At 64.0% G+C, this 13,991-nt stretch carries 18 protein-coding genes; 10 read left to right on the top strand and 8 right to left on the bottom strand.

All coding sequences use genetic code 11. From position 1 onward, the window contains the following. Window positions 1-215: 215 nt before the first annotated feature. Window positions 216-1,649 carry a DEAD/DEAH box helicase gene (locus JC616_RS23745; protein ID WP_107801285.1) on the bottom strand — a complete coding sequence of 478 codons (1,434 nt, stop codon included), beginning with the start codon at window positions 1,647-1,649 and terminating at the stop codon, window positions 216-218. 378 nt (window positions 1,650-2,027) lie between these two features. Between JC616_RS23745 and JC616_RS23740 the strand changes: the two genes are divergently transcribed. After that, window positions 2,028-2,714 (top strand): MliC family protein, encoded by a 687-nt coding sequence (locus JC616_RS23740; RefSeq protein WP_227105837.1) that lies wholly within the window; start codon window positions 2,028-2,030, stop codon window positions 2,712-2,714. A 237-nt stretch (window positions 2,715-2,951) separates the two neighbouring features. Then, the gene (locus JC616_RS23735; RefSeq protein WP_227105835.1) at window positions 2,952-3,488 is read left to right on the top strand and encodes a YaeQ family protein; all 537 of its coding nucleotides are present in this window, start codon (window positions 2,952-2,954) and stop codon (window positions 3,486-3,488) included. Here the strand turns inward: JC616_RS23735 and JC616_RS23730 are convergent. From JC616_RS23730 to JC616_RS23720, 3 genes are all read right to left on the bottom strand, one after another. Continuing rightward, the gene (locus JC616_RS23730) at window positions 3,481-3,642 is read right to left on the bottom strand and encodes a hypothetical protein (protein ID WP_158274390.1); all 162 of its coding nucleotides are present in this window, start codon (window positions 3,640-3,642) and stop codon (window positions 3,481-3,483) included. The genes JC616_RS23735 and JC616_RS23730 overlap by 8 nt on opposite strands. Further along, a complete protein-coding gene (locus JC616_RS23725; RefSeq protein ID WP_227105833.1) occupies window positions 3,639-3,842 on the bottom strand; it encodes a hypothetical protein in 204 nt (67 codons plus the stop codon). The genes JC616_RS23730 and JC616_RS23725 overlap by 4 nt, the downstream gene beginning before the upstream one ends. Before the next feature lie 143 nt (window positions 3,843-3,985). After that, the gene (locus tag JC616_RS23720) at window positions 3,986-4,291 is read right to left on the bottom strand and encodes an antibiotic biosynthesis monooxygenase family protein (RefSeq protein ID WP_227105831.1); all 306 of its coding nucleotides are present in this window, start codon (window positions 4,289-4,291) and stop codon (window positions 3,986-3,988) included. A 114-nt stretch (window positions 4,292-4,405) separates the two neighbouring features. Between JC616_RS23720 and JC616_RS23715 the strand changes: the two genes are divergently transcribed. Next, window positions 4,406-4,933, top strand: coding sequence for a GNAT family N-acetyltransferase (locus tag JC616_RS23715; RefSeq protein WP_158274389.1), 528 nt, complete (start codon window positions 4,406-4,408; stop codon window positions 4,931-4,933). A gap of 54 nt (window positions 4,934-4,987) precedes the next feature. Further along, a complete protein-coding gene (locus JC616_RS23710; protein WP_227105829.1) occupies window positions 4,988-5,485 on the top strand; it encodes a M48 metallopeptidase family protein in 498 nt (165 codons plus the stop codon). 61 nt (window positions 5,486-5,546) lie between these two features. Here JC616_RS23710 and JC616_RS23705 read toward each other — a convergent pair whose 3' ends face one another. Continuing rightward, a complete protein-coding gene (locus JC616_RS23705; protein WP_227105827.1) occupies window positions 5,547-6,545 on the bottom strand; it encodes a sulfate ABC transporter substrate-binding protein in 999 nt (332 codons plus the stop codon). A gap of 210 nt (window positions 6,546-6,755) precedes the next feature. Here JC616_RS23705 and JC616_RS23700 point away from each other — a divergent pair, with 210 nt between their 5' ends. From JC616_RS23700 to JC616_RS23690, 3 genes are all read left to right on the top strand, one after another. Beyond that, window positions 6,756-7,328, top strand: coding sequence for an RBBP9/YdeN family alpha/beta hydrolase (locus tag JC616_RS23700; RefSeq protein ID WP_107801277.1), 573 nt, complete (start codon window positions 6,756-6,758; stop codon window positions 7,326-7,328). Window positions 7,329-7,499: 171 nt separating this feature from the next. Beyond that, complete coding sequence (locus JC616_RS23695) at window positions 7,500-8,450, top strand: substrate-binding domain-containing protein (RefSeq protein WP_227105825.1); 951 nt, start codon at window positions 7,500-7,502, stop codon at window positions 8,448-8,450. 113 nt (window positions 8,451-8,563) lie between these two features. Continuing rightward, entirely contained in the window at window positions 8,564-9,106 is a 543-nt protein-coding gene (locus JC616_RS23690; protein WP_107801275.1) for a DUF2059 domain-containing protein, read from the top strand. Window positions 9,107-9,195: 89 nt separating this feature from the next. On the opposite strand, the gene JC616_RS23685 is transcribed toward JC616_RS23690, so the two are convergent. Continuing rightward, window positions 9,196-9,420 (bottom strand): hypothetical protein, encoded by a 225-nt coding sequence (locus JC616_RS23685; RefSeq protein ID WP_227105823.1) that lies wholly within the window; start codon window positions 9,418-9,420, stop codon window positions 9,196-9,198. A gap of 127 nt (window positions 9,421-9,547) precedes the next feature. Between JC616_RS23685 and JC616_RS23680 the strand changes: the two genes are divergently transcribed. The 3 genes from JC616_RS23680 (at window position 9,548) to JC616_RS23670 (ending at window position 12,049) form a co-directional block, all read left to right on the top strand. Further along, window positions 9,548-10,336 (top strand): substrate-binding periplasmic protein, encoded by a 789-nt coding sequence (locus JC616_RS23680; protein ID WP_227105821.1) that lies wholly within the window; start codon window positions 9,548-9,550, stop codon window positions 10,334-10,336. An 88-nt stretch (window positions 10,337-10,424) separates the two neighbouring features. Continuing rightward, complete coding sequence (locus JC616_RS23675) at window positions 10,425-11,291, top strand: NYN domain-containing protein (protein WP_227105819.1); 867 nt, start codon at window positions 10,425-10,427, stop codon at window positions 11,289-11,291. 239 nt (window positions 11,292-11,530) lie between these two features. Next, the gene (locus JC616_RS23670) at window positions 11,531-12,049 is read left to right on the top strand and encodes a GNAT family N-acetyltransferase (protein WP_107801271.1); all 519 of its coding nucleotides are present in this window, start codon (window positions 11,531-11,533) and stop codon (window positions 12,047-12,049) included. Window positions 12,050-12,154: 105 nt separating this feature from the next. Here JC616_RS23670 and pyrI read toward each other — a convergent pair whose 3' ends face one another. After that, entirely contained in the window at window positions 12,155-12,613 is a 459-nt protein-coding gene (pyrI, locus tag JC616_RS23665) for an aspartate carbamoyltransferase regulatory subunit (RefSeq protein WP_107801270.1), read from the bottom strand. 20 nt (window positions 12,614-12,633) lie between these two features. Next, window positions 12,634-13,554 (bottom strand): aspartate carbamoyltransferase, encoded by a 921-nt coding sequence (gene pyrB / locus JC616_RS23660; protein WP_227105817.1) that lies wholly within the window; start codon window positions 13,552-13,554, stop codon window positions 12,634-12,636. Window positions 13,555-13,991 lie beyond the last annotated feature (437 nt).

Genomic DNA, 13,991 nt, shown 5'->3' with positions numbered 1-13,991 from the left:
GCGCCGACGTAGGCAGTACTAGTCGTACGACAAGGAGGCGCAACGCTGGATCAGGGGTTTTGTTAGCGGGTCTTAGAGCCTGTTCAAAGTCTCGCGAACAAGGGCGGGACAAGGCGAAAACAAGCGAAAAAGCGGAATGTACACGTGGTACATGAGCATCTTGAGCTTGTTTTCAACGCCGTATCGCCGAAGCACAGCAGACTATGAACTGGTTCTTAGCGGCCTTTCGGCGGGCTGAACAACGCCGAGCTCGGACGCGAGGAGGCGGGCTTGCCGCGCTGACCCTGACCCTGGCCTTGCGACGAGCGCTGACCCGGCTGGCCGGTTGTGGCGTTTTTGGCCTGACCCTGTCCTTGACCCTGGCGCGGCTTGGACGCCGGCGAGCGATGGCCGTGGCCGGTGGGCTTGCTGTCCGGCTGGTGGCGCGGTTTGCCGCCGCCGCCCTGGCGTTGCGGCTGGCCGCGGCGGTTGCCGCCGCCCATCGGGATGGGTTCCGGTTTCACCGACAGATCGGCCTCGAAGCCCGGCACCGCGAAGCGCTCGATCGATTGCTTGGTGAGCTTCTCGATGTCTTTCAGGAAGCTGAACTCGTCCACGCAGACCAGCGATACCGCCTCGCCCCTGCTGCCGGCGCGGCCGGTGCGGCCGATGCGGTGCACGTAGTCTTCCGGCACATTGGGCAGTTCGAAGTTGACCACGTGCGGCAGTTGGTCGATGTCCAGGCCGCGCGCGGCGATGTCGGTGGCGACCAGCACTTGCAATTCGCCGCTCTTGAAGTCGGCCAGCGCGCGGGTACGCGCGTTCTGGCTCTTGTTGCCGTGAATCGCGGCGGCGGGGATGCCGGTCTTGTCCAGTTTTTCCGCCAGACGGTTGGCGCCGTGCTTGGTGCGGGTGAACACCAGCGCCTGGAACCAGTTGTGTTCCTTGATCAGATGGATCAGCAGATCGGTTTTGCGGTCGCGGTCCACCAGGTGGATCTTCTGATCCACCAGCTCGTTGGTGGTGTTGCGGCGCGCCACTTCCACCAGCTTGGGGCTGTCCAGCAGACGATCGGCCAGGCCCTTGATCTCGTCGGAGAAGGTGGCGGAGAACAGCAGGTTCTGGCGCTTGGCCGGCAGCAGCGCCAGCACTTTGCGGATGTCGTGGATGAAGCCCATGTCCAGCATGCGGTCGGCTTCGTCCAGCACCAGGATCTCAACGCCGGACAAATCGATGTTGCGCTGGCCGGCGTGGTCCAGCAGGCGGCCGGGGGTGGCCACCAGGATGTCCAGCGGCTTGCGCAGTTCGCGGGTTTGCGGGTTGATGTTGACGCCGCCGAACATCACCATGGATTTGAGCGGCAGGTATTTGCCGTAGGTTTGCACCGACTCCTCCACCTGAGCGGCCAGCTCGCGGGTGGGCGTCAGCACCAGCGCGCGCGGACGGCCCGGCTGGGTGGACGGCTTGCCCATCAGCAGCTGCAGCAAGGGCAGGGTGAAGCCGGCGGTTTTGCCGGTGCCGGTCTGGGCCGCGGCCAGCAGATCGCCGCCTTGCAGCACTTGCGGGATGGCTTGGGCCTGGATCGGGGTGGGGGTGGTGTAACCGGTTTCGCTGACGGCGCGCAACAGGGATTCGGCCAGACCGAGGTCGGCAAAGGTGAGTGTGGACATGTTTGCTCCTGCGACGGCCTATCGCAGTATGTGCGAACCAATCCAGGCTGACGGGAAAAAGTTAGGGATGCGATGGGCGCTTCGGGATGAAGCGCGCGCGACGCGCAAAGATTGGAATTGCGCGCGAGAGGCCGGAGTTTACCTTCAAATTGTCGGTTTGGGAACTTGTCGCGGCATTGTCATATCCATTCCAACGGAATCCTGAGCCGCGAAAAGCCTTTTTGACGGCCGATATTATTAATAAATGCGAATGGGCGAACTGGTATCATGCTGTCACGTCGCCGGGGTTGAGCGCATCGGCCCGCGGCGGAGAGATGCCCTGTTTTGATGTGTCCGCCCGGCATGGGCGGCGAATAACGCAGTTCAGAGGAAATCGGTATGCCTGGATCCGCCCATAGGCTGGTCGGCTTGATCATATTGTGTCCGGCCTTGGCGCTGGCCGCCGGCAAGGGCGGGTCGGAAGGCGGCCACGGCCGCGCGGCGGAGAGCGGCAGGACCGCCGAGGACACGGCGGAGGCCAATCCGCCGGCGGCGACCGATTTCAATTGCGAAAAGCCGGGCAATCCGGTGGAGGCCATGGTGTGCCAGGACGACAGCCTGACCCGCCAGGACAATCGGCTGGAAAAGGTCTACGCCCTGGCGCTGGAACAGGCCCAGCAAGGCCGGCCGGGGGCCGAGGCCAAGCTGATCGCCGAGCAGCGCCGCTGGGTCAAAAGTCTGAAGGACTGCGTCAAGACCGAGGACATGCATATGTGTCTGGGCGACGTCTACATCATGCGCATCACCCAATTGCAGGCGGCCTGGGGGCTGGCGCCGTCGCTGACGCCCTTGCGCTATGTCTGCAAGGGCAACGCCACCCGCACCGTGCTGGCCACCTTCTATCGCACCCACCCGCCCACGGTGAAGCTGGAGTACAACGGCTCCACCGCCATTCTGCATCAGGGCCTGAGCGGCAGCGGCGCGCGTTACGCGGCGCCGGGGCTGGAACTGTGGATCAAGGGCCGCGAGGCCAGTATCACCTGGCGCGGCGAACCTTTGGACTGCTCCAGCCAGCCTTCGCCTTAAGAACCTGTTTACGATCTGCTGCGCGTCGTCAGACGTCACACGGTGAGTACCGCTTCGTACCGTGTGTACACTCCGCTTTCTCAGCCGTTTTCGTCTTGTCTCGCTCTAGCCCGCGAGATCGTAAACGCGTTCTAAGAGGCCGTTCATGGCGGCGCGCCCCGCCGTCTAGCGATTGAACGGGCGCAATGGCCGGCGGCCCCGTACAATGGCTTCTTTTTTCGCAAAGCCGGTTTCCGCATGGCCCTGTCCGCCACCATTTATAAAGCCAATCTCGCCGTATCCGACATGGATCGCGGCTATTACGCCAGTCATCAGCTGACGCTGGCCCAGCATCCGTCCGAAACCATGGAACGCATGATGCTGCGTCTGGCCGCCTTTGCGCTCAACGCCAGCGAAACCCTGCAATTCAGCCGCGGTCTGAGCGCCGACGACGAGCCCGAGTTGTGGCAGAAAAACTATGCCGACGAGATCGAGTTGTGGGTGGAACTGGGCGAGCCCGACGAAAAACGGCTGAAGAAAGCGTGCAGCCGCGCCGAGCGCGTGGTGTTGTACAGCTACGGCGGCCGCGCCAGCGAAGTGTGGTGGCCGCAGATGGAGAACAAGCTGGCCCGGCTGGACAAGCTCAGCGTGTTTCGCGTCGAGACGGCCACGCTGGCGGAACTGGTCGCCATCTGCCAGCGCAGCATGCAGTTGAGCGCCACCATCCAGGACGGTCAGATGTGGCTGGCCGACGAGTCCAACAATGTGCTGGTGGAGCCGCTGCGGCTCAAATAAGACGTAGCCAGGCGCGCAGCCGCTGCAGCAAGCCCGTTTGGGCCGCGCGCGGCAGCCGCGTCTTGCGTTTGAGCCAGGGCCTATCCTGATGGCGGGCCTGGGCGTAGGCGTGCAATAGCCGGCGGTGGCGCAGGGCGAGATCGCCGCGCTTCATCGCCGCGCGCTCACCAAGCGCCACCAGGCGCGCAAGGACGCTCGCCAGCCGCCATCGGGCGGGGTCCGGGCGGACGCGGCCGGAAAGCGGGCGTTGAGAATATAACGGCGCAGCGCCAAGGGCGCCGCGTCATCGTCCGGCAGATAGTCGGGAATGCCGCGCGTCGGCAGCGCGCGGCGGACGGGTTTGCTTGCGCTCATCGGCAAGGGCCTCGCAGTGGGATCTTGGCTGCATGCTAGGCTCCGGCGCGTAAAAAGCGGCTAAAGAAAGCGTGGGCGCGGATAAAAAGCGGCTAGTCGCGCCACGGTCCGGTTCCACGTGAAACAGCGCCATGCCGCGGACCTCAGTCTGACGCGTCCAAGGTCCATTCATAGCTGCGTTCGATACAGGCCACCTCCACCCGGTATTGCCGATACCAGCGCTCCCGTCCCAGTTGCTGCGCCAGCACGTGGTCGGCATGCGCCTTCCAGGCGCGGATGCTGTCGGCGTCCGGCCAGTAGGATAAGGCGATTTCCTGGCCGTCTTCACAGGCGGAAACAAAGGCGAGGCAGCCGAAGTGCTCCATGGCCAGCCGGCGCATCTGCTGGGCGACCGCGGAGTATTCCGCATCCAGTTGCCGCGTGGCGGCGCGAAAAATCACGACATGCATGGAAAGTCTTCCTCGCATAAGGTAGGCGGTATCGGTATTGTCTCGATTGCCGGCGGCCTTGGCCAGAGCCAGTTGGACCGCCGGTGTGGAACCACCGCGGCAAGGGGAGCGAACATGAATCAGGGTTTGTTGTTGCGAGCGGCTGACGCTCGGGACGCCGAGCGGATCGCGGCGCTGCATGTCGCCAGTTGGCAAGAGCATTATCGCGGCATCTTGCCGGACGAATATCTGGATTTGCGCGCCGCGGACGAACGCCTGGCCATGTGGCGGGAGCGCTTCGCCGCGCCGGGCGCGCTGTGGGTGCGGCTGGCGCTGTGGCAGGATGAGCCGGCGGGCTTTGTTTGCCTATTGCCGGACGAGGCGCCGGAGCGGGGCGTGTATCTGGATAATCTGCATGTGAAGGCCGGGCAGCAGGGACGCGGCATCGGCCGCGCGCTGATGGCGGCGGCGGCGGCGGAGGCCTTGCGCGTCGCGCCGGGGCGGCCCTTGTTTCTGTGGGCCTACCAGGCCAATCGGGACGCCTGCGCCTTTTACCGGGCGCTGGGCGGCGAGGCGTCCGCGCCTTGCGAGGTGGACACCGTCGGCGGCCGGCGCGCGCTGGCGCTCAGTTATCAGTGGGACGATCCGTCCTGCTTGCTGTAATGCCGGTTTGCGCCGCGGCAACACCTGATCGCGCAGTCGTTTTACAATGGCGCGATGTCTACCCTCAACTATTTGCAGCATTATCCCGCCGCCTTGCTCGGCCAGGTGCAGGCGCTGCTGGATTCCGGCCAGCTGGGCGGCTGGCTGGCGCGCAAGTATCCGGAGAGCCACGATGTGCAGACGGACAAGGCGCTGTATCAGTACGTGTCCGAGATCAAGCTGCGTTATCTGAAGAACGCCGCCTTGCCGGCCAAGGTGAGGTACGACAGCCAGCAGCATCCGGTCAAGGGCACGCTGGGCACCAATACCTTTGTGTCGCGGGTGCAGGGCGGCAAGCTGAAGACCAAGAACGAAATCCGCGTCGCCGCGCTGTTTCGCGACGCGCCCTTGCCCTTCCTGCGCATGATCGTGGTGCATGAGCTGGCCCACCTGAAGGAGAAGGACCACAACAAGGCCTTCTACCAGCTGTGCTGCCACATGGAGCCGGACTACCACCAGCTGGAGTTCGACATGCGGGTGTGGCTGACCTGGAGAGAAAGCCAGATGGCCTGATCCGCGTTTCCCGCATTGACAACAGCCCGGCTTTGCCGGGCTGTTCGCGTTGAGGGGCGGGTTATTTCTTGGTGATGAGCTGATCAAACACGCCGCCGTCGGCGAAGTGTTTGTGCTGGGCGCCGCGCCAATCGCCGAAAGTGTCTTTCAGGGTGAACAGCTTGACCTTGGGGAACTGGCCCGCGTATTGCGCGGCGATCTTGGCGTCGCGCGGCCGGTAGTAGTTCTGCGCGGCGATGGTCTGTCCCTGCGGGGTGTACAGGAACTTCAGATAGGCTTCGGCCAGCTTGCGATTGCCTTTCTTGTCGGCCACCTTGTCCACCACCGCCACCGGCGGTTCGGCCAGGATGGACAGCGAAGGGGTGACGATGTCGAATTTGTCCGGACCCAGTTCCTTCACCGCCAGCACCGCCTCGTTTTCCCAGGCCAGCAACACGTCGCCCAAGCCGCGCTGGGCGAAGGTCAGCGTCGCGCCGCGCGCGCCGGTGTCCAGCACCGGCACGTGCTTGTACAGTTCGCCGACATAGGCGCGGGCCTTGGCCTCGTTGCCGCCGGGCTGCTTCAGCGCGTAGCCCCAGGCCGCCAGATAATTCCAGCGCGCGCCGCCGGAGGTTTTGGGATTGGGCGTGATCACCTGGATGCCGGGCTTGATCAGATCGCCCCAGTCGCGGATGCCCTTGGGGTTGCCCTTGCGCACCAGGAACACGATGGTGGAGGTGTAGGGCGAGCTATTGTCCGGCAGCCGGCTTTGCCAGTTCTTGGGCAGCAGGCCCTGGTCCGCCAGCACGTCGATGTCGTAGGCCAGCGCCAGCGTGGCCACATCGGCTTCCAGGCCGTGCTGGATGGCCAGCGATTGCTTGCCGGAGCCGCCGTGCGATTGCTTGATGGCGACGTCGCCGCCCTGTTTCTTCCATTGCTCGGCGAAAGCCTTGTTGACGTCCTGATACAGCTCGCGGGTGGGGTCGTAAGAAACGTTGAGCAGCTCGGCGGCCAGCAGCGGCGTGGCGGCGCCGAACAGGGCGAGAGACAGCAGGGCGTGGCGGAAGGTATGACGTGGCATGGCGGTGTCCTGAGGAGGCAAGCGATGGATGCATCTAATCAGAAATGTTTTAGCGCCAGAAGTGATTGTTTTTTATCTTTAAATTCCAAATAAGTCTATGTAATGGCGCGATCTTTTAGAGGAATCGGGAATAAGTTTCTCGTTCAATATCATTTCCAAGAATATCAAAGTCATTCTACAGTGCGAGTTCCCCCTTTGAGGAGCTGAGCGATGGAACCTTCGCTGGCGGATTTCGACTTGATCATTCAGCCCGGCTGGCGCAACTCCGGCCCGCGGCACTGGCAAAGCCATTGGCAACGCCGCTTGAACGCCGCGCGGGTGGAGGTGGGCGATTGGGACGCGCCGCAGCTGGACGACTGGCTGCGGGGTTTGGATCAGGCGCTGGACCGGACGCGCAAGCCGGTCATCGTCATCGCCCACAGCCTGGGTTGCGTGGCGGTGGCGCATTACGCCCAGCGCCATCCGCGGCGGATCGCCGGCGCCTTGCTGGTGGCGCCGGCGGACGTGGAGCGGCCCTTCGTGCCGCGCGAGCTGATGGGCTTTGCGCCGACGCCGCGCCAAGCCCTGCCGTTTCCCGCCAGAATGGTGGCGAGCAGCAACGATCCCTTCTGCAAGACCCCGCGCGCGGCGCGGCTGGCCGGTTACTGGCGCGCGCCCATCGCCTGGCTGCGCCAGGCCGGCCACATCAATGTGGAGTCCGGCCACGGGCAGTGGGAGGAGGGCTGGCTGCAGCTGGATTTGCTGGCGCAAAGGGTGAGGGCCAGCTTGAACCAGGCGGCTTGAGAAGCGGTTGACTGTCTGCCGCCTCGCGACGGGCGATAGCGGGCTCGCCTATCCGCGGCTTCGGCCGCAAGGCCTTGCCTCGCCCTGGCTCGGCGGCGCCGAGTCCGGTTTCGTAGCGGGGTCGGCGTGATCTAAACTGGGGTGACACGCATCTAACCATCCTGGGTGGCCATGAGATCGAGCCGATTCCTTGCCTGTTGCTGGCTGTCCCTGGCCGGAGCCGTTTACGCCGCGCCCTTGAGCCGCATCGGCATCTCCGTGGGAGCGCTGGACAACCCTTTCTACCAGATCGTCGCGCGTGGCGCGCTGAACGAGGCGCGCGCGGCCAATCCCAATGCGCAAGTCACCACCCTGTCCGCCAATTTCAGCCTGGAGCGGCAGGAGGAACAAGTGCGGCAGCTACTGCGCCAGCAGGTGGAGCTGATCCTGCTGGTGGCCGCGGACAGCAAGGCGGTGGCGCCGCTGGTGCGGCTGGCGCATCAGGCCGGGGTGCGGGTGGTGGCGGTGGACGTGGACGCGCCCGGCGCCAACGGCACGGTCAAATCGGACAATGTCCAGGCCGGCGCGCTGGCTTGCCGTTATCTGGCGGAGCGGATGCGCGGCCGCGGCGCGCTGGTGATTCAGAGCGGTCCGCCGGTGTCTTCGGTCTGGGACCGGGTGGCCGGCTGTCGCCGCAGTCTGGCCGCTTTCCCCAAGATCCGGCTGCTCAGCCATCAGGAGAGCGGTTTGGCGTCCAGCTGGGGCGGCAAGCGGCTGATGGAGCGGCATCTGCGGCGCTACCCGGAGATCAACGGCGTGTTCGCCAGCAACGACCGCCAGGCGCTGGGGGCGGAGCAGGCGGTGAGGGAGGCGGGGCGCAAGGAGGTGATGATAGCCGGCGTGGACGGTTCGCCGGACATCGAGAAGGCGCTGCGCGGCGATAGCCAGATCGTGGCGTCCTCCAGCCAGGCCCCGTACGCCATCGGCGTGGAGGCGGTGAAGCTGGGCCGTCAATTGCTGGACAACCCCAAAGCCAAGCCGCGCACGGTGACGGTGCCGGTGCAGCTGATCACCCGCGCCAATATCGGCGCCTATCAGGGTTGGCAGAGTCAGCTGCCGCCGGCGCCCGCGGCGGCGCGCTAGGAGACGGCTCCCGGTCTTTTTTGACCTGCGGCGGCGGCGGTGTCACACTGCCGGTGTTTCCGCGTCGGCCTGGCCGACGCCAGCTGTTTCCAACTCAAGCCAAAGGATTCCACATGTTCGCATCACGCCCGCTCAAAGCCGGCCTGGCCGCCCTGGCGCTGACTTTGCCGCTGCTGGCGCACGCCGACGCCGCCCAGGACGCCGCCGTCAAAGAGTTGTCCGCCACGCTGAACCTGAACAATATGCTGCCGGAGCTGGCGCAGCGCACCACCGCCAGCGCCATGCCGCTGCTGCAGGAATACTTCGTCAAGAACAAGATCAAGCTGAGCGAAGCCCAGCAGAAAAAAGCGCAGGAAGGCTTCAAGACCTACGGCGAGAACGTGCACAAGCTGGCCAGCGATTACTTCGGTTCCAGCGCGGCCAAGCAGCAGTTCGAACAGACCGTGGCCAAGGCCTACAGCGCTCAGTTCAGCGCCGACGAACTCAAGCAGATCAACGTGTTCTACAAGACCGCCGCCGGTCAGAAGCTGCTGAAGCAGCAGCCGCAGATCATCAACACCATCGCCGGCGATACGCTGAAGGCCGCCGAGCCGGTGCTGCTGCCCAAGATGCGCGCCGCCGCGGAAAGCTTCGGCAAGAGCGTCGCCAAGAAATAAGCGAAGACGCGTAGCGCGATCCAAGCCGCCCAAGGGCGGCTTTTTGCTTGTCCGCGCGCCAGCTTGGTGCCGCGGCGCACCATTCCGGTTCAGTTCAGCATCAGGCTGAGCCGGCGCGCGGTGTCCACCGCGGCCTCCGCTTGGCTGGATTCTTCCTGCCATACCCAGACATTGTGGGTCGGGTCCAGCGCCTCGACCAGCCACAGGCGGCCGCCGCCGCCCAGCGCCACCTGGCGCGCGCGCACCGGCCGGCGATAATTGAACATCACCACCTCGCTGGTGGCGGCGGGCGTTTGGCGCGAAAACAGTTTCATGGCGGGCCTCGCGGCGGGAGTGGACGATGCCTGCGACGCTGCAAGACTCGTGCCAACGCCTGGACGGCGCAGCGGCTATAACGTGTTTATCGACACGGATTATGTCATTCAAATGATCAGATCGGGCTTGTTGTTATGGTTGCTGGCCGGACTGGCGGCGGGCGCCGCCGCCGCGCCGCCGCGCCAGGTGGTGGTCTTGGTCGACAACGGCTATCCGCCGTATTCCTACGAGAAGGACGGCCGGGCGGAGGGCGTTTACAACGAGGTGCTGCGCGCGGCCTCGCAGCGTTTGAGCGACTATCGCATCGATCTGCGGCCGGTGCCGTGGAAGCGCGGCCTGTCCGAGCTGGAAGCCGGCCGCGCGCCGGCGCTGTCGCCGCCGTATTACCGGCCGGAGCGCGACTACATGGGATATTCGGCGCCGTTCTGGCAGGAGCAGCTGGCGGTGTATTGCCGGGCGGAGATCATGCGCGCGCCGCGTCCGCACTGGCCGGCGGACTTTGTGGGCCTGCGCTTTGGCAACAACGCCGGTTTCCGTCCCGGCGGCAAGGCGTTCTGGCTGGCGGTGCAGCGCGGAGACATCCAGCTGGACGAGGCGCCGGACACCCAGGGCAATCTGCTGAAGCTGATCAATGGCCGCACCGACTGTTATTTGAACGACAAACTGTCCATTCTCTACGTGCTGGAGCGCTTGCAGCGGCGCGGCGCGATCAGCCCGGAGCAGCGCGGCGAACTGGTGGCGGCGGCCAGCCTGAACGGCGAGCAGGCCTATGTCGGTTTCACCAAGCATGGCCAGCAGCGTTTTCCCTATCTGGACGATTTCATCCGGCAGTTGAACGCCGTCTTGGAGCAGATGAAGCGCGAGGGGCGGATTGCCGCCATTGTGGAGCAGACGCTGCGCGCCGCGCCGCCGTAGCCGCGGTTCATCGCCGCGCCCGGCCGCCGGTTTTGACAGCCGCGACGGCCGGTTTTAGCATGGCTCGGTTGCCTAAGGGAAAGCAAGCATGGAAAACCGCAAACTGGCGGTATTGATCGACGCGGACAACGCGCAGTCGGCGCTGATCGCCGAATTGCTGGCCGAGGTGGCCAAATACGGCACCGCCGTGGTCAAGCGCGCCTACGGCGACTGGACCACCAGCCAGCTGAAGGGCTGGAAGGAAGTGCTGCACCAGTACGCGATTTCGCCGATCCAGCAGTTCGCCTACACCAAGGGCAAGAATTCCACCGACTCCGCGCTGATCATAGACGCGATGGACCTGCTCTACACCGGCAATTTCGACGGCTTCTGCCTGGTGTCCTCCGACAGCGATTTCACTCGGCTGGCCACCCGGCTGCGCGAATCCGGGCTGATGGTGATCGGCCTGGGCGAACAGTCCAAGACGCCGCGGCCCTTCATCGCCGCCTGCGACAAATTCGTGTTCACCGAGATTCTGCGGCCGGAGCCGGCGGCGGCCAAGAGCGCGGCCGACAAGCCCAAGACGCGCAGCGCGCGCAGCCGCGCCAAACCGCAGCCGGAGAAGGATCGCCATCCGCTGCAGGACATGTTCACCAATGCGATCGAGGCGGTGTCGCGCGACAGCGGCTGGGCCGAGCTGTCGGTGGTGGGCACTTATCTGGCCAAGAACGACCCCTCGTTCGACCCGCGGGTTTACGGTCATTCCCGGCTGTCGCAGATGGTGAAAAAGCTGGACTTCCTGACGGTGCAGGAAAGCCGCAACGGCTCCAAACTGCATTGCGAGATCCGGCTCAAACAGGACGGGGAATCCGTGCTCGCGGCGCCCGTGATAACGCCGCCCGCGGCGGAGCCGACGCCGGAGACGCCGGTGCGCAAGAAGCGCAGCCCGCGCAAAAAGCCGGCTGCTGCCGGCTGAACCGGCTGCTGGTACACTGTTTGCATTCCTAAAGAACGTATTTACGATCTCGCGAGCTAAGGCGAGACAAGGCGAAAACAGCTGAGAAAGCGGAATGTACAGGTGGTACATGAGCATTTCGAAGTTGGTTTCAACACGGTATCGCCGACGCGTAGCAGATCGTAAATAGGTTCTAAGGATCCGCGTTGGCGTCCGTGCCCGCGATCCAAAAAACAAGCCACATCAGCAAGGGACAGAACATGATTATCCGCGACGCCACGCTGGAAGACCTGGCGGCGATACTCGATATCTACAACGAGGTCATCGCCACCACCACCGCCATCTACAACGACGATCCGCTGTCCGCCGGCGAGTTCGCCGTCTGGTTCCAGGACCGCACCGCCGCCGGTTATCCGGTGCTGTTGGCCGAGGAAAACGGCAAGATCCTGGGCTTTTCCAGCTTTGGCGATTTCCGCGTCAAGCCGGGCTACCGCTTCACCGTGGAACACAGCGTGCATCTGTCCGCCGACGCGCGCGGCAAGGGCATAGGCACCGCCTTGGTGCAAGCGCTGTTCCCGCGCGCCAAGGCGCTGGGCAAACACACCATGGTGGGCGCGGTGGACGCCGCCAACGCGGGTTCTATCCGCTTCCATGAAAAATTGGGTTTCCAGCAGGTGGGCATGCTGCCGCAGGTGGGATTCAAGTTCGGCCGCTGGCTGGACCTGGTGTTCTTGCAGCGCTTCATCGACGGCGCCAGCGAGGGCCCGGCGGCGTCCTGAGCCTGAAATGAGAAGCGCCGCAGATGACTGCGGCGCTTGCTCGTGCTTTTTACCACTGTCGAACGCAGTGTTTTCTTGATATTTCTCTATTCACCCTTGTACGACTTAGCGCACCTCTGCAACGATATCCCTACTGAACACCTTTTCGCAATACTTGCATTTCATTTTTGTGTCGCGCGCCTGGGGTTTGACGTAGAAAAAGCTGGTCACCGGCTCATTGTGCGAGACGCAATTGGAGTTGGGGCAGGAGAAGATGCCTTCGATGGTGTCCGGCAGCGCCAGCTTGTGTTTCTTCACCACTTCGAAATTGTCGATCACGTTGACGGTGGCCTGCGGCGCGAACAGCGCCAGCTCGTTGGCCTGCTCCTCCGACAGCGCGATGTTCTCCACCTTGATGATGTCCTTGGCGCCCATGTGGCGGCTGGACAGGTTCAGGCCCACGGTGACGCGCTCGCCGGTTTCGCTGAGCTTGAACAGGCGCAGGATGATCAGGCCCTGGCCGGCCGGGATGTGGTCGATGACGGTGCCTTGCTTCAGCGCTTCTACGGTGCGGGTGTATTGCATGATGGTTTCCTTTTCCTGAATCAGACGGTCTCGTTCAACACCAGCGACAGCAGCGCCTGGCGCGCGTAGACCCCGTTCTTGGCCTGTTCGAAGTAATAAGCGTGCGGCGTGGCGTCCACGCTGGTTTCGATCTCGTCGACGCGCGGCAGCGGGTGCAGAATCTTCATATTGGTGCGGGCGCTGTGCAGCATGTCGGCGCGCAGCACGAACTTGCCCTGGATTTTCTTGAACTCGGCCTCGTCGAAGCGCTCGCGCTGCACCCGGGTCATGTACAGCACGTCCACTTGCGGGATCACGTCGTCCAGGCTGCCGACCACGGTATACTGAATGCCTTTTTCGTCCAGCTCTTCGCAGATGTAGTCCGGCATCGCCAACTGCTCCGGCGACACGAAGTAGAAGCGCGCGCCGAACAGCGACAGCGCCTGGGTCAACGAATGCACGGTGCGGCCGTATTTGAGGTCGCCGACGAAGGCGACGGTGAGGTTTTCCAGCGTGCCCTGGGTTTCGCGGATGGTGAACAGGTCCAGCAGGGTCTGGGTCGGGTGCTGGTTGGAGCCGTCGCCGCCATTGATGATGGGCACGGCGGAGAATTCGCTGGCCAGCCGCGCCGCGCCTTCCTTGGGATGGCGCATCACCACCGCGTCGGTGTAGGACGCGATGATCTTGATCGAATCCGCCAGGGTTTCGCCCTTTTTGGCGCTGGTGTTGCCGCCGTCGGCGAAGCCGATGACGCTGCCGCCCAGCCGTTGCACCGCGGTCTCGAAGGACAGCCGGGTGCGGGTGGACGGTTCGAAGAAACAGCTGCCCACCAGCTTGTCCTTCAGCAGGTCGTTGCGCGGCTGTTGTTTCAGGCGGGCTGCCGTGGCCACCACCAGCTCCAGTTCCTCGCGGCTGAAGTCCGGTATGGAAATGATGTGTTTGCGGTAGAGGGGGTTGGCCATGGTCGCGTCCTTTCAATATTGGCTTTATGAGTCGCGGGTAAAAAAAAAGCCCCTGGCATCAGGAGCTTGTTTTATTACTGCGTCGGGGTCCGGGAACGGCAAGGCCTCGCGCCAACGCCAGATCGCCGCCGTGGCGGGCGGTGCGTCGTGCGGGAAGCGTCGTTGCGTGGTTCATTGCCTGTGGTCCGAACAAAATTGCGGGATTGTAATCCCAATTCCGGATCGGCGGTAAGACCCGTGTCGCATTTATCGAAATTGATGGCAGAAAAGGGACACTTCCGCGCGCGGGCAAGCTGGAGCCCAGAGCCTGTTCAAAGTCTAGCGAGCTAGAGCGAGACAAGGCCTTGCGGCTGAGAAAGCGGAATGTACTCGTGGCACATGAGCATTTCGAAGCCGGTTTCAACGCCCTTTGCCATCCATCCTGCGCGACGCGCAGC

The organism is Chromobacterium rhizoryzae (assembly GCF_020544465.1).
In the GTDB taxonomy this organism is placed as follows: domain Bacteria; phylum Pseudomonadota; class Gammaproteobacteria; order Burkholderiales; family Chromobacteriaceae; genus Chromobacterium.
The sequence above is the reverse complement of the archived record's forward strand: the minus strand, read 5'-3'. Positions and strand labels throughout refer to the sequence as shown.

Coding starts and splice junctions, on each gene's coding strand:
- pyrB (WP_227105817.1), bottom strand. CDS start 13,554: ATGGCCAACCCCCTCTACCGCAAACACATCATTTCCATACCGGACTTC.
- JC616_RS23715 (WP_158274389.1), top strand. CDS start 4,406: ATGAATCAGGGTTTGTTGTTGCGAGCGGCTGACGCTCGGGACGCCGAG.
- JC616_RS23725 (WP_227105833.1), bottom strand. CDS start 3,842: ATGAGCGCAAGCAAACCCGTCCGCCGCGCGCTGCCGACGCGCGGCATT.
- JC616_RS23735 (WP_227105835.1), top strand. CDS start 2,952: ATGGCCCTGTCCGCCACCATTTATAAAGCCAATCTCGCCGTATCCGAC.
- JC616_RS23745 (WP_107801285.1), bottom strand. CDS start 1,649: ATGTCCACACTCACCTTTGCCGACCTCGGTCTGGCCGAATCCCTGTTG.
- JC616_RS23685 (WP_227105823.1), bottom strand. CDS start 9,420: ATGAAACTGTTTTCGCGCCAAACGCCCGCCGCCACCAGCGAGGTGGTG.
- JC616_RS23700 (WP_107801277.1), top strand. CDS start 6,756: ATGGAACCTTCGCTGGCGGATTTCGACTTGATCATTCAGCCCGGCTGG.
- JC616_RS23730 (WP_158274390.1), bottom strand. CDS start 3,642: ATGAAGCGCGGCGATCTCGCCCTGCGCCACCGCCGGCTATTGCACGCC.
- JC616_RS23710 (WP_227105829.1), top strand. CDS start 4,988: ATGTCTACCCTCAACTATTTGCAGCATTATCCCGCCGCCTTGCTCGGC.
- JC616_RS23705 (WP_227105827.1), bottom strand. CDS start 6,545: ATGCCACGTCATACCTTCCGCCACGCCCTGCTGTCTCTCGCCCTGTTC.
- JC616_RS23670 (WP_107801271.1), top strand. CDS start 11,531: ATGATTATCCGCGACGCCACGCTGGAAGACCTGGCGGCGATACTCGAT.
- JC616_RS23695 (WP_227105825.1), top strand. CDS start 7,500: ATGAGATCGAGCCGATTCCTTGCCTGTTGCTGGCTGTCCCTGGCCGGA.
- JC616_RS23720 (WP_227105831.1), bottom strand. CDS start 4,291: ATGCATGTCGTGATTTTTCGCGCCGCCACGCGGCAACTGGATGCGGAA.
- pyrI (WP_107801270.1), bottom strand. CDS start 12,613: ATGCAATACACCCGCACCGTAGAAGCGCTGAAGCAAGGCACCGTCATC.
- JC616_RS23690 (WP_107801275.1), top strand. CDS start 8,564: ATGTTCGCATCACGCCCGCTCAAAGCCGGCCTGGCCGCCCTGGCGCTG.
- JC616_RS23675 (WP_227105819.1), top strand. CDS start 10,425: ATGGAAAACCGCAAACTGGCGGTATTGATCGACGCGGACAACGCGCAG.
- JC616_RS23740 (WP_227105837.1), top strand. CDS start 2,028: ATGCCTGGATCCGCCCATAGGCTGGTCGGCTTGATCATATTGTGTCCG.